We start from the raw sequence: 14477 nt of genomic DNA on the forward strand, positions 1-14477 counted from the left end.
AATCACCCTTTTTTTATTTTCTCAAATTTAGCAGTTGCTTCCAGATTTAAGACAATCCCCAAAGCTACTGAAAGAACTAATAGACTGGAACCACCATAACTGATAAATGGTAAGGTAACACCTGATAATGGCACCATTCCTAATAATCCACCGACATTTAAAATAATCTGAGTCAAAATCATTGTAGCCACACCATAATAAATTAGAGAATTATATGTTTTTTTTGAACGAAGGCCTAAAGAAACCATTCGCAAAATAATAATAAGTAATAATCCCAAAACAAAAATTACTCCCATTAATCCCAATTCTTCACTAATAATTGACATTATAAAATCAGTATGAGGTTCTGGTAAATATCCTCTTTTTTGTATACTATTACCTAAACCTACTCCAAAAACTCCACCATTACTAATAGCGTAAAAGGAATTTACCAATTGAGCACCTGCCTTTTGTTCGAGTTGGAAAGGGTACTGCATAGCAAGAAAGCGTTGATACGCATAGTTATTCTTTACAAATGCTGGAGGACAATTAATAATTACAATAATCATTGTAATAAAAACCGCAAAAACAATTGTACTAAGCTCAGCAATTATTTTTCCAGGTATAGTTGAAGAAGATAATAAAACTAAAGTAATCAACGACAAAATTAATGCACCACCAATATCAGGTTGTAAAAAAACCATGATTATCATGGATGCAACAATAACTAATGGTTGGAAAACTTCATGAAAAACCTCTTTCCAACCATTCTTTTTTATTAGTCGATTTTGTTTGTTAGTTAATACCAAAGCTAAAAACATAATCAAAAATAACTTTGCTAACTCCAGTGGCTGAAAATTGAAAAATCCCAAATTGATCCAAGCAGAGGCACCATTGATTCTACTGCTAGGTACAAAGTAAGCCCTTAATAATAAATACAATAATGATGTCATCGTAACAATCATCATCAAACTAAGAATCCGTCGGTTCTTTAAAATCTTCTCTTTCAACATAAACGTAATATAAAAGAGTATCAAACCCAAGACCGCATACTCAGACTGTTTAATTAGATAATGATTAGTACTGCCACCAGCCATCAAAGAATTATAGAAACTGGCAGAATACACCATAACAATTCCAATACCTAATAGCAGGATATATGGAATGACTATCCATAAGTCTATTTTCCTTAATTTTTTCACATTTTGACTCCTAAAATCTAATATAAAGATTATACCACCAAATAAATAGAGAAAAAAACTACAACTAATTGTTACAAAAAAAGGGGTTAAGGACAACTAAATTGTCCCTAACCCCTTATAACTAACTAATTACTTAGTATTTTTCTTTTGTTTATCAAACTTCTTACGTTCATTTGTATTAAGAATCTTCTTACGTAATCTAACACTCTCAGGTGTTACTTCACAAAGTTCATCTTCATTTAGGAATTCGATTGATTGTTCTAGTGACATATCTCTAGGAGTCTTGATTGCAGCAGCGTGATCTTTACCAGCGGCACGAGTATTTGTAAGGTTCTTACCCTTTGTAACAGTAACAGCAATATCTTGATCACGGCTACTTTCACCAACGATCATACCTTCATATACGTCAACACCTGCACCAATAAATAATGTACCACGATCTTCAACTGATTGTAGAGAATACGTTGTTGATGGACCTTGGTTGATTGAAACCAAAGCACCAGTTCTTCTACCAGGATTCCAATTCTTAACAACAGGTTTGTATTCTGAGAATGTATGATTCAAAATACCATAACCACCAGTCATTGAAAGGAACTCTGTTGAATAACCGATTAAACCACGTGAAGGTGCAGAGAAGATAAGTCTTGTTTGACCATTTCCTGTACTTTCCATGTTAACCATATCACCTTTACGTTGTGACATTGAATCAATAACTGATCCAACATATTCATCAGGTGTATCAATAGTTACCTCTTCAAAAGGTTCACACTTTTGATTATCAACAGTCTTATAAATAACTTCTGGACGTGATAGTTGTAATTCGAAACCTTCACGACGCATTTCTTCAACAAGAATTGACAAGTGAAGTTCACCACGACCTGAAACTAACCATGATCCAGCTTGATCTGTGTTTTCAACCTTTAGTGAAACATCAGTGTGTAATTGTCTTCTTAGACGATCTTCGATCTTTCTAGCAGTAACTTCAGTACCCTCACGACCAGCGAAAGGTGAGTTATTTTGTAGGAATGTCATTTGAAGTGTTGGTTCATCAATACGTAGTAATGGCAAGGCTTCTTGATGGTCAACTGGTGTAACAGTTTCACCAACATAGATATCTTCCATACCAGAAACGGCAATTAAATCTCCAGCCTTTGCTTCTGTGATTTCAACACGATTCAAACCTAAGAAACCAAATAACTTTGTAACACGGAAATTCTTAGTTGAACCATCTAGTTTCATAACAGTAACGCTATCCCCAACAGCAATCTTTCCGCGGAAGACACGTCCGATACCAATACGACCAACATAATCATTGTAATCTAACAAAGCAACTTGGAATTGTAATGGTTCATCTGAATTGTCAACTGGTGCAGGAATTGTTTTAAGGATTGTATCAAAAATAGGGTTCATAGTATGTTCTTGATTAGCAGGATCATCTGAATAACTTGATGTTCCATTAATAGCTGAAGCATAAACAACTGGGAAATCTAGTTGTGAATCATCAGCACCCAATTCGATAAATAGTTCAAGCACTTCATCAACAACCTCAGCAGGACGAGCACCTGGTCTATCAATTTTATTAATAACAACGATAGGTATTAAATGTTGTTCCAAAGCTTTTTTCAAAACAAAACGTGTTTGTGGCATTGTTCCTTCATAGGCATCAACAACAAGCAATACACCATCAACCATCTTCATGATACGCTCAACTTCACCACCGAAGTCCGCGTGTCCTGGTGTATCCAAAATATTGATTTTCTTGCCATCGTAATCAACAGCTGTATTCTTAGAAAGAATTGTGATACCACGTTCTCTTTCAATAGCATTTGAATCAAGCGCACGATCTTGAATCTCACTATGTGAGTCCAATGTATCTGATTGTTTTAGCATTTCGTTAACTAATGTAGTTTTACCGTGGTCAACGTGAGCGATAATCGCAATATTTCTAATATCTTCTCTTCTCTTAGTCAAGTTAGTTCTTCCTTCCGTAAATACGTGTTTAAATTACTTGCAATAAAAAAACTGTGAATGACTGTCACAGTTCATTAACGCGTTTTAAGTGTCTTTAGCGCTTCAGAAACAACTTTCTGAGTACCAACTATTACGACTTGTGATTCTAACATATTTATTGGGGCACCGTCAATACTTACGACGCTCAACCCTGCTGCCTCACACATAACGCGTCCAGCGGCTAAATCCCAAGGGGCTAAGTATGACATATACATGACTTCTTTGCCAGTCAAAAGATGTCCGAAAATAATTCCGGCACTCCCATAAACTCGAAAGCCACTACTCTTTTTAATAACATCTTGAACAGAAAATCTGTTTGACAATGCCATAGGAGCAGATACATCAACAAGCCCTTCTACCAAGGGTAAATTCTTAGGCGTATTGATTTTTTCGTTATCAATATACAACCCAATTTCTTTACCACCATGATAAATTTCATTATCCATGACATCTATAATAGCACCAATTAGGGGTTGTCCGTCAATGTAAACGCCAATCATTGATGCAAAATTATCCCCACGCTTAACAAAATTCATTGTTCCATCGATGGGATCAACAAAAAATACTAACCCTGACATATCCTTAACTAAGTCACCATAGCCTTCTTCACTAACGATTGTTGCCTCAGGATAGAATTGTTTGATTTCATTATTGATAAACTTTTCAGTCTTTTTATCAAAATTAGTTACCAAATCATTACGATTTTTTTTCGTTGCAACTGACATTTTTTTGATTGAGTCTTCTCGTAAATTTTTGCCTACCTTTCTCAATAGGCTGACTAAAAATTCATCAATTTCTTTGCTATCTACGTTCATTTTGAATCCTGACTTTCTCACCATTTTTAGCTTGTTGACATTTTTTAAATACTTGATATATCGAGTAGCCCGATTCTATTTCAAATTCTTTATCTAGTCTTTTTTGTTCCATCTTCATTGGTACAACATCTTGAAATGAACGGTATTTTTGCAAAAACTCATCCCTTTTAATACCTGACTCGTAGGCTTTTTCGACAGCATTATATAAATCGATCACCTTAACAATATCTTCTTGTGTCCAAGCTTCATCAAGCGGATAGCTATAATTTTGCATGAAACGACCCCTTCCATTTTTATTCTACTATACAAAAAAAGCGATGTAATTGCATCGCTTTTTTAGTTAATTTACTTATTTAGTATACGAAACTCACGAATTTCGGTTTCTAAACAAACTTTGCTTAAATATGTGTTGGATAACCAATTAAGATATCAGCAGCTTCTTGAATTGGTTCTCCCAAAGTTGGATGTGGATGGATTGTCAAAGCTATATCTTCAGCATTTAACTGACAATTTACTGCCACACTCAATTCAGAGATAAGATCACTTGCTCCAGGACCCACAATTTGGCCTCCTAAGAGTGTTCCAGTCTCTTTTTGAGCGATTAGTTTAACAAATCCTTCAGCAGCGTCTAAAGAGACAGCACGAGCATTTCCAGCAAATGGGAACTTAGCAACTTTTACATCGATTCCTTTATCTTTTGCATCTTTTTCTGTTAATCCTACGCTAGCTAATTCAGGATCAGTGAAACAAACAGCTGGCACACCTAAGTAGTCATTGGCTGTATTTTTACCTGAAATAGCACCAGCAGCAGTTTTAGCTTCAAAGAAAGCCTTATGTGCCAAAGCTGGACCAGCAGTTATATCTCCAATAGCATAAATATTATCAACAGATGTTTTACCTTGTTCATCAACCTCAACTAGGCCTCTATCAGTAGTCTTAACATTTGTCATTTCCAAACCAAAATTATCAGTATTTGGACGACGTCCAACAGTCACCATACAATAATCAGCGCTAATCGTTGTCGGTTTACCATCGACTTCATAAGTAACATCAACACTATCACCCTTGTTCTCGCTCTTTTTAGCCATTGCATTGGTAATAATTGTAACGCCCTTCTTTTCAAGGTTCTTCTTAACAATTGAAACCATATCTTTTTCAAAGTTAGGAATGATACTTGGTGATCCTTCAAGAATAGTTACATGTGACCCTAAATCTGCATAGGCACCAGCTAATTCAGTTCCAACATAACCACCACCAATGATGACAAATTCTTTAGGAACTTCTTTCAAATTTAAACCACCGGTTGAATCAATCACACGATCGTCGAATTTGAATCCTCTGATTTCAATTGGACGAGAACCAGTTGCCAAAATCAAATGTTTAAATTTGATTGTTTGACCACCACCGTTATCCATGAATTGTCTAGGACCACTTGGCATTACACGTAATTGCGTATCACTATCTAAGTATGCCTCACCATTGATAAGTTCTACATGATGTTTTTTCAAAAGCATTTGAACACCATTAGTCATACGAGCAACGACTTTTTCATCTTTCCAAGATTGGGTCTTAGTGAAGTCAATTACTGCGTCACTTGTTGAAATTCCATAAGTAGAAGAATTCTTAGCCTGTTGTAATCTATGTCCTGCTGTGATCAAAGCCTTTGATGGCACACAACCGACATTCAGACAAACACCACCGACTGTTTCTGATTTTTCAATTATAGTTACATCTTGTCCTAATTCTGATGCTCTGATTGCTGCAACGTAACCACCAGGGCCTGAACCAATAATAACGGTATCTTTTTCTATTACGTTCTCTGCCATTTTAAACTAGCCCTCCATTAATAACATATCTGGATCATGCAACAATTTCTTCAAGAGATTCAAAGCATTTTGTGCCAAAGCACCATCGATCAATCTATGATCATAACTCAATGATAGTTTCAACATGTTGCCTACTTGAATGTTGCCATCTTCATCAACATAAGGTTCTTTAGCAATCTTTCCAACACCTAAAATTGCAACTTCTGGGTAGTTGATAACTGGTGTAAACCAACCGCCACCAATTGAACCAACGTTACTGATGGTGATTGAACCGCCGGACATCTTATCCATACTCAACTTGTTATCATAAGCTGCTTGTGAATTTTCAGTAATTTCTTTAGCAATTTCAAACATACCTTTAGAATCAACATTCTTAACATTTGGTACATACAAACCATGTTCAGTATTTGTAGCAATACCAACATTATAATAATGTTTATAAACAATTTCTTCAGTAGAATCGTCAATAGAAGCATTCAGTTCTGGATATGCTTTCATAACTGCAACCAAAGCTTTTACAATATATGGCAAGAATGTTAAATGAATACCCTTGTCAGCAGCAATAGCCTTATATTTCTTACGGTTAGCCATCAAAGCCGAAACTTCTACATCATCAAAACTAGTTACATGTGGTGCAGTATGTTTACTTGTCAACATTGCTTTGGCAATAGCTTTTCTAGTAAGTGTCATCTTCTCACGAGTTTCAAGCTCAGGAGTGGCTGACTTGTATGGAGTTATTGGTTGAGTTGGGGCTGATGGAGCTGGCGATGTGCTCTCATTTGTAGATGTAGTTTGTGTTGCACTTGGATTGCCATTCTTAAAGGAATCAATATCAGCCTTCGTAATTTGTCCATGTTTGCCGCTTGGAGTTACTTTAGCTAAATCAACTCCTTGATCACGGGCATATTGACGAACTGATGGCATTGCCAAATAATTTGCATCTGCGGAGCCAGTTGCAGGACTAGAACTAGCTTGTTCTTTAGTATCGGTCTTCGTTTCAGATTTTTCTTCTGATTTTGGTGCTGATTCTGCAGGCTCATCATCGCCACTATCAGCCGATCCATCATCAATTACGATCAATGTATCGCCAATTTCAACTGTATCTCCTTCTTGAGCAACAATTTGCTTAACTGTGCCGGAAACAGGTGAAGGCAACTCTTCAACTGATTTATCATTTTGAATTTCTACTAGAGAATCATCTTCCTTGATGGTATCTCCTTCTTTTACAAGCCAACTAGCAATTTCACCTTCGGCCATACCTTCGCCAAGTTCTGGTAATTTAAATTTGTATGCCATAGTTGTTTTCCCTTCCTTCGATTATTAGTAGTTGAGAATTTCGTTTACTTTTTCTTCAATTTCCTTTGCACGCGGAATCCAAATGTCTTCACCAAGAGCAAATGGGTAAACACTATTCGGAGCGGCGACTCTACCAATTGGTGCATCGAGAGAAAGAATAGCATCTTCGGCAATTGCTGAAGCAACTTGTGCTCCAACACCAGCCATTTTTTGAGCTTCTTGAACGATTACAACTTTATGAGTCTTTTCAATTGATTTAAAAATCGTTTCCGTGTCAATTGGTGAAACTGTTCTAAGATCAATTACCTCAACAGAAACATTCTTTTCTGCCAAAGTATCAGCAACTTTAAGTGCTTCATTAACTTCAGCACCATAAGCTACGATAGTAATATCATTTCCTTCACGAATAACGTTAGCTTTATCCAAAGGAACAGTATATTTGCCATCAGGAATATCATCTTTCATTGAACGATATAGCTTTAGGTTTTCCATAAATAGCACTGGATCATTGTTTTCAACAGATGAAATTAACAAACCCTTAGCATCATATGGATTACTTGGCATAACAACGCGTAGTCCTGGAATTCCCGTAAAGAAGTTTTCTAAATTATCAGCATGCATTTCAGCAGTATGTGTACCACCACCATAAGGTGTACGAATTGTTACAGGCGCTGTCTTCAAACCATCAAATCTAAAACGCATTCTTGATAATTGTCCAGCAATTTGATCGACTGCTTCAAATGAGAATCCCATAAATTGAATTTCAGGGATTGGGCGCCAACCAGTTAATCCTAAACCAGTAGCCAATCCTAAGATTCCTGATTCTGCCAATGGAGTATCGAAGACACGGTCTTCACCGTATTTTTCTTGAAGTCCTTGAGTAGTTCTAAAAACACCACCATTTTTACCAACATCTTCACCGAAGATCAATGTTTTTGGATCGTCTTCAAGAACAATGTCTAAGGCATCTGTAATTGCTTGGATATAAGTTTTCTTAGCCATTTTTACTTCGACTCCTTTGCTTCAAATTTATCGATTTCTTTTTTCATTTCTGGAGTTGGAATTTCAAATGTACGTTTTAACATATCAGAAACAGTATCTGCGGGAACCGAATCCGCTTCCTTGATAGCATCTTTAAACGATGCTTTATATTCATCAGTTAATTTATCTTCTTGTTCTTCTGACCAAAGTCCCTTGTCAGTCAAGATCTTTCTCAAACGAATCAATGGATCCTTTTCAAACCAAGGTTGTTCTTGATCCTTTGTTCTATAACGTTTAGGATCATCACCAGCACTAGAATGAGCACCAAAACGATATGTTAAGGTTTCAATCATAACTGGACCATTTCCAGCCACCATATAATCACGGGCAGCTTTAGCAACTGCATAACATGCCAAAATATCCATTCCATCAACTTGTACACTAGGAATTCCAGCAGCAACTGCTTTTTGAGCTAATGTAGGTGCAGCGGTTTGTTTAACACGTGGTGTTGAAATAGCAAACCCATTGTTCTGAACAATGAACAATACAGGTGCTTGATAAGCTCCAGCAAAGTTCATTCCTTCATAACTATCACCTTGGGAAGTACCACCATCACCAGTATATGTGAAGGCAATTGTATCCTCTTCTTTATTCTTCTTGATACCTAAACCGACACCAGCAGCTTCAACATATGCAGCACCGATAATAATTTGTGGCATCATTGAACGAGCTTTAAATTTATTTCCAACTACGTGTCCTCTTGACCAAAGGTATGCTTCGGTAACGGTTGCACCATGTTGAATTAATTGTGGAACATCACGATAAGCAGGAAGTAAGTAATCTTGTTTTTTCATTGCGAGAACAGTTCCCATCTCTGAAGCTTCCTCGCCTTCGGTAGGAGCATAAAAGCCCATACGTCCTTGACGTGAAAAGTTCATTGTCTGTTCATGCAGTGCACGTTCCCAGACCATCTTTTTCATAAATTCAACTAGATCATCATCAGAAAAAGTATCAAAAATCTCTTGATTCGTTATTTCTGCGTTTTCATTCAGTACTTGAATGGGTTTTGAAACATTTGATAAATTATTTTTAATTGCTTCAAAATCAACAATTGTTTTATTTGCCATTCTCCACAGTCCTTTCATAAAAAAACTCATCCCTTGTGAATCTTGTAAGGGCTTTCATATAAATTAGTCTACCATTCATACGTTAAAAAACAAGTGTTTTAGGCACTTCAAATATAATTTTTTCTTTATAAGTTTGTGAAAAAAATAACTATTTTTCTAAATTAATTTCATTTTCAGAGGTTCCTGTTTTCAATTCATCAACCATAGAATTAAGTGAGATTGTAGCCATATTCTTCACAGCCTTAGTTGTATAGAAAGCAATATGAGGTGTCAGAATGAATCTTGGACTCTTAATAATTTTTTCCAACAGCTTATCTGAGAACTCTTGATCGCTTAAATCAGAATTAAATACACCAACTTCATTTTCATAAACATCTAAAACAGCCCCATAGAGCTTGCCATTTGCTACTGCATCATATAAATCCTGCGTATCAATTAAATCCCCACGTGCTGTATTAACAATAATTGCATTATCTTTCATTTCTGAAATTGATTCTTTATTGATTACTGTATGTCCCTTGCCTAGACTAGGAATATGTAATGTGATTACATCTGATTCTTTCATTAAGGTATCTAAACTATCAACATATAAATTTTCATTTTCAATATCTCGATTGTGAAATTTATCGAAAGCGATTACTTTTGCGCCAAATCCCTGATAAATTTTGATAGCCGCGCGACCAATTCTACCGGTACCTGCAACTCCAACAGTTAATTGATTCAGTTCCCGACCAATATCAGGTTCCCATCTGAAGTCGTGTTGGTCCACTTTTCTGATCATATGTTTCATATTTCTTAATAGCGCCATTAAGCCAGTAACTGAATATTCAGCAATTGCCTCAGGTGAATAACTAGGTACATTAGTTAAGCGAATATTATTTTTCTTTAATGCTTCAAAAGGAACATTATCAACTCCAACATTTCTAAGCGAAATGACATGAATCCCATATTCATTCATCTTGTCAAAAACTTCTTCATCATATGGTAATTGTTGATAAGCAACTATCCCATCGTATCCTTTTGCTAATTGAACAGTTTCAGGAGTCAATAGTTCCGAAACGATTTTTACTTCTATATTATTAATTTGAGACCATTCTTTAATATATTTCTCTTCGTCTTGGCGAACACCAAAATCAATTAATTTCATTACAAAACCTCCAGTTGGAATTTTTATGTTCCCATCTTGGAATCGGTAACATATACAGTTTATATTTTAGCATTTTGATGATTATTAGCACAAAGATATACCCTTTGAACTTTAGGCATAATTGATAACGATTACTTCTATTTATTAAGTAAAAAAAATTTCAAATATTTCTATTTTTTAATAAAAGTAATCTATAATAGATATACTAAGGTATTTATGTACAATTAAACATTTGGAGGAAACTATGTATTTTATGAAAGATATCGTCCGTGATGGCGACCCTGTTTTAAGAAAAGTTGGAGCAAAGGTTAAATTTCCACTAAGTGACGAAGATAAGTCTTTAGCTGCAAACATGATGGAATATCTTGTAAAAAGTCAAGATGAAGAATACGCTGAAAAGCATCAGTTAAGAGCAGGTGTTGGTCTAGCTGCACCCCAAGTCGGTGTTTCTGAAATGATGGCTGCGGTTCTTGTACCTAATGAAGATGAACCCGATAAACCATTATTAAAAATCACTTTGATCAACCCAGTCATTGTAAGAAATTCTGTTCAAAAGGCAGCTTTATCTGAAGGTGAAGGCTGCCTATCAGTTGATAAAGATGTTCCTGGATTCGTACCACGTGCAGATAGAATTACCATTAAATATGATGACTTTGAAGGTAACTCTCAAACATTACGTGTCAAAGGTTACCCTGCAATAGTTTGTCAACATGAAATTGATCATTTAAATGGACACCTATATTATGACAAGATCAGTAAGACTGCCCCATTTGAACTTGACCCAAGTACAGTCGTAATTTCATAATCAAGTTAGTAAGTATACTTACATTATTATATATGGTAAACTTGTGCTATCTATTGATTACTGCACAAATGGACTGGAAAAAAGATCAAATGAAACTGACATGTTTCATTTAATTCAATAAAAGGAGAAATTTATATTGATTTATAAAGTTTTATATCAAACAAGTGAACTAGATAACCCCCGTCGTGAATTTACAAATTCACTTTATATGGACGCAGCTTCAAGCATTGAGGTACGTCAAGCAGTCGAAAAAAACACTGACTACGAAATTGAATTTATTCAGGAACTCGATGAAAAACATCTTGAGTACGAGAAAAAGAGCCCTGAATTTAAATTAACGGAGTTTTAATTAATGTCCTTTAAAGTAAAAAATAATGAAGTTGCCGTCTTTGCCATCGGGGGTCTTGGTGAAATCGGTAAAAATATGTATGGAGTTCAATATCAAGATGAACTTATTGTTATTGATGCCGGAATCAAATTCCCAGAAGACGAACTATTAGGAATTGACTATGTCATTTCTGACTACAGTTACTTAGTAGAAAATAAGGATAAGATCAAGGGACTCTTTATTACCCATGGTCATGAAGATCATATTGGTGGTATCCCTTATCTTCTTCAACAACTTCCCAACATACCTGTATATGCCGGTCCATTAGCTTGTGCATTAATTAAAGGTAAATTGGAAGAACACGGTTTACTAAGAACTACTGAAATGCATGTCTTACATGAAGATGATGTTATCAAATTTCCTAAGACTAGCGTTTCTTTCTTTAGAACAACCCATTCAATTCCTGACACTTTAGGTGTCGCTGTCCACACTCCTCAAGGTATTATTGTTGAAACAGGTGATTTTAAATTTGATTTAACACCTGTTGCAGGTTTGCCTTCACCTAATCTTCAAAAAATGGCTGCCCTTGGTGCCAAAGGAGTTCTATGTTTACTTTCTGATAGTACTAATGCTGAAATCCCAACATTTTCTAAATCAGAACGTTCCGTTGGTCTCACAATTCATCAAATATTTGAAACTATTCAAGGCAGAATTATCTTTGCCACGTTTGCTTCCAATATTTACCGAATTTCACAAGCAGTTGATGCTGCTATTCAACAGGGACGTAAGATTGCTGTCTTTGGTCGAAGTATGGAACAAGCAATTGAAAATGGACGTGAATTAGGATACCTGAATATCACTGATGATATGCTTATCGATCCTCATGCATTGAACCAAACACCTGCTAGTGAGACTTTGATCCTATGTACTGGTTCACAAGGTGAACCGCTTGCTGCTTTGAGCAGAATTGCTAATGGTACTCACCGTCAAATTACAATTCAACCAGGAGATACAGTTATCTTTTCAAGTAATCCTATTCCTGGTAATACTATCAGTGTTAACCATTTGATTAATCAATTATCTGAAGCTGGAGCTGAAGTTATTCACGGTAAAGTTAATAATATTCACGCTTCCGGTCATGGTGGTCAAGAGGAACAAGAATTAATGCTTCGTTTAATGAAACCTAAGTTCTTTATGCCAATTCATGGTGAATATAGAATGTTAAAAATTCATACTGAATTAGCTGCTCTGTGTGACGTACCACAAGATCATTCTTTCCTTTTGGAAAATGGTGATGTTTTGGCTCTTACTAAAGACAATGCTCGTGTAGCTGGACATTTTGCAGCTGGCGACGTATATGTTGATGGCAAGGGAGTTGGAGATATCGGTAATGTTGTTATTCACGATCGTCAAGTTCTTTCCGAAGAAGGAATGGTTGTAGTTGTAGCTACTATTGATTATCAAAAACATATCGTATTAGCTGGTCCTGATATTCTTTCACGTGGTTTTGTTTACATGCGTGAATCAGGTGAATTGATCAATCAGGCTCAAAAACGGGTTTTCCATCTCATTAAAAACGCTTTTGATGATGAAGAAAATAAAGTTACTGAAGCAACTCTGAAGCGAATCATTATTGAAGGACTACAAGAATTCTTGTATAAACGTACTGCAAGAAATCCAGTCATTCTACCTATGTTAATTGGCACTTCAATTTAAAAACTTTTAAAAGCAGATCAATTGATCTGCTTTTTTTATTTTAAGGATCGTAAAAATGACAAAGACCGACGAAATTGAAATAATTCTTAACTACCATGCTGGAAACGGCCAGGCTAAACATGCTTGTAAAAAGGTTACCGATTTTTTAGATAAAACTAATATCGACTATACTGTTCACACTACAAAAAAAGATGGTGATGGTGTCAGAATAGCTGAGACATTAGCTAATGAACATCAAGGATCTAAAATTATTGTAATTGGTGGAGATGGCACCTTGAATCAAGCAGTTAATGGCGTCAAAAAATCAAATTATCCTCAAACACCATTAGGGTATATCCCAGGTGGATCAGGAAATGATTTTTGTCGTGGCATTAAATTATCTATCAAAGATCCTGTGCGCTTAATGGAAGCAATTCTTTCAATGAAGGAACCACGAACGATTGATATTGGTAAAGCTAATAATGGTGACACTAGTCGTTATTTTATCAATAATATAGGTATTGGCTTCGATGCTAGTACGGTTTACTATACCAACCATTCAGAACGCAAAGAATTACTCAATAGTCTGCACTTAGGAACTTTGTCATACTTCACTAACCTTTTAAAGGTTATCAAAGTTCAAGAAGGTTTTGGCTTAGATGTCGACTATCTTAATCAAAAGAAGCACTTTAATTCTGCTTACATTGTAGTAGCTACTAATCACCCTTATTTTGGAGGTGGATTTGCAATTGATCCCACTGCCAATCCTTTTAATCACAATTTGAATTTAGTCATAGTTAAAAAAATTACAGGTATGACTTTTATAAAACTCCTCAGTAAACTACTAACAAATGGCTCTCATTTACAGGATAAAAATGTTTGGCATATTGAAACCAAACATTTTAGATTAAAAAATCATTCTAAACAACATGGCCAAATGGATGGTGAGGAATTAAATCAGCATGAATTTGATCTGTAAGCACCTAATAACTGACCGTATTGAAAAATAAAAAATCATCCGTACTCTCATTTGAGAATGCGGATGATTTTGTGTGTTCATTTATGCGGCGATTTTTTGATTATCTTCGTTAGTCGTTTTCAATCGTGATGATTTAAAGTTCCACGGTAAATAGGCTTCTAGTTCCTCTGGTTTCAAGAATGTTGGAAGCTGTGAGATATTTTTTAATAAAAATGTTAAATACTCAGCCGGATTAATTCTATTGTCCTTCGCTGATTCGATCAGCGTCATCCAAATTCCATTGTCTT

General features: G+C 35.6%; 14 protein-coding genes. 4 read left to right on the forward strand and 10 right to left on the reverse strand.

Translation table 11 applies throughout. The features are described from left to right. Positions 1-2: 2 nt before the first annotated feature. From CBP76_RS03575 to CBP76_RS03615, 9 genes are all read right to left on the reverse strand, one after another. On the reverse strand, positions 3-1181 hold the full coding sequence (locus CBP76_RS03575; protein WP_102195570.1) for an FtsW/RodA/SpoVE family cell cycle protein: 1179 nt from the start codon (positions 1179-1181) through the stop codon (positions 3-5). Positions 1182-1310: 129 nt separating this feature from the next. Further along, positions 1311-3152: a translational GTPase TypA gene (gene typA, locus CBP76_RS03580; protein ID WP_102195571.1), complete on the reverse strand. Its 1842-nt coding sequence runs from the start codon at positions 3150-3152 to the stop codon at positions 1311-1313. A 74-nt stretch (positions 3153-3226) separates the two neighbouring features. Beyond that, on the reverse strand, positions 3227-4006 hold the full coding sequence (locus CBP76_RS03585; protein ID WP_102195572.1) for an inositol monophosphatase family protein: 780 nt from the start codon (positions 4004-4006) through the stop codon (positions 3227-3229). Further along, positions 3993-4280, reverse strand: coding sequence for a UPF0223 family protein (locus CBP76_RS03590; protein WP_102195573.1), 288 nt, complete (start codon positions 4278-4280; stop codon positions 3993-3995). Before CBP76_RS03590 ends, CBP76_RS03585 begins: the two co-directional genes overlap by 14 nt. 124 nt (positions 4281-4404) lie before the next feature. Continuing rightward, entirely contained in the window at positions 4405-5832 is a 1428-nt protein-coding gene (gene lpdA, locus CBP76_RS03595; RefSeq protein ID WP_102195574.1) for a dihydrolipoyl dehydrogenase, read from the reverse strand. A 6-nt stretch (positions 5833-5838) separates the two neighbouring features. Then, the gene (locus CBP76_RS03600) at positions 5839-7128 is read right to left on the reverse strand and encodes a 2-oxo acid dehydrogenase subunit E2 (RefSeq protein WP_102195575.1); all 1290 of its coding nucleotides are present in this window, start codon (positions 7126-7128) and stop codon (positions 5839-5841) included. Positions 7129-7152: 24 nt separating this feature from the next. Further along, a complete protein-coding gene (locus CBP76_RS03605) occupies positions 7153-8130 on the reverse strand; it encodes an alpha-ketoacid dehydrogenase subunit beta (protein WP_102195576.1) in 978 nt (325 codons plus the stop codon). Between the two features lie 2 nt (positions 8131-8132). Beyond that, the gene (locus CBP76_RS03610) at positions 8133-9236 is read right to left on the reverse strand and encodes a thiamine pyrophosphate-dependent dehydrogenase E1 component subunit alpha (RefSeq protein WP_102195577.1); all 1104 of its coding nucleotides are present in this window, start codon (positions 9234-9236) and stop codon (positions 8133-8135) included. Positions 9237-9384: 148 nt separating this feature from the next. Then, on the reverse strand, positions 9385-10383 hold the full coding sequence (locus tag CBP76_RS03615) for a D-2-hydroxyacid dehydrogenase (RefSeq protein ID WP_102195578.1): 999 nt from the start codon (positions 10381-10383) through the stop codon (positions 9385-9387). A gap of 244 nt (positions 10384-10627) precedes the next feature. Between CBP76_RS03615 and def the strand changes: the two genes are divergently transcribed. From def to CBP76_RS03635, 4 genes are all read left to right on the forward strand, one after another. After that, positions 10628-11188 carry a peptide deformylase gene (def, locus tag CBP76_RS03620; protein ID WP_102195579.1) on the forward strand — a complete coding sequence of 187 codons (561 nt, stop codon included), beginning with the start codon at positions 10628-10630 and terminating at the stop codon, positions 11186-11188. A gap of 136 nt (positions 11189-11324) precedes the next feature. After that, on the forward strand, positions 11325-11537 hold the full coding sequence (locus tag CBP76_RS03625) for a DNA-directed RNA polymerase subunit epsilon (protein WP_102195580.1): 213 nt from the start codon (positions 11325-11327) through the stop codon (positions 11535-11537). A 3-nt stretch (positions 11538-11540) separates the two neighbouring features. Beyond that, a complete protein-coding gene (rnjA, locus tag CBP76_RS03630; RefSeq protein ID WP_102195581.1) occupies positions 11541-13232 on the forward strand; it encodes a ribonuclease J1 in 1692 nt (563 codons plus the stop codon). A gap of 55 nt (positions 13233-13287) precedes the next feature. Then, positions 13288-14190 (forward strand): diacylglycerol/lipid kinase family protein, encoded by a 903-nt coding sequence (locus tag CBP76_RS03635; protein WP_102195582.1) that lies wholly within the window; start codon positions 13288-13290, stop codon positions 14188-14190. A gap of 81 nt (positions 14191-14271) precedes the next feature. Here CBP76_RS03635 and CBP76_RS03640 read toward each other — a convergent pair. Next, the coding region (locus tag CBP76_RS03640; protein WP_166667164.1) for a transposase domain-containing protein at positions 14272-14477 on the reverse strand (206 nt) is incomplete at its 5' end.

The organism is Companilactobacillus nuruki (genome assembly GCF_002872255.1).
In the GTDB taxonomy this organism is placed as follows: Bacteria; Bacillota; Bacilli; order Lactobacillales; family Lactobacillaceae; genus Companilactobacillus; species Companilactobacillus nuruki.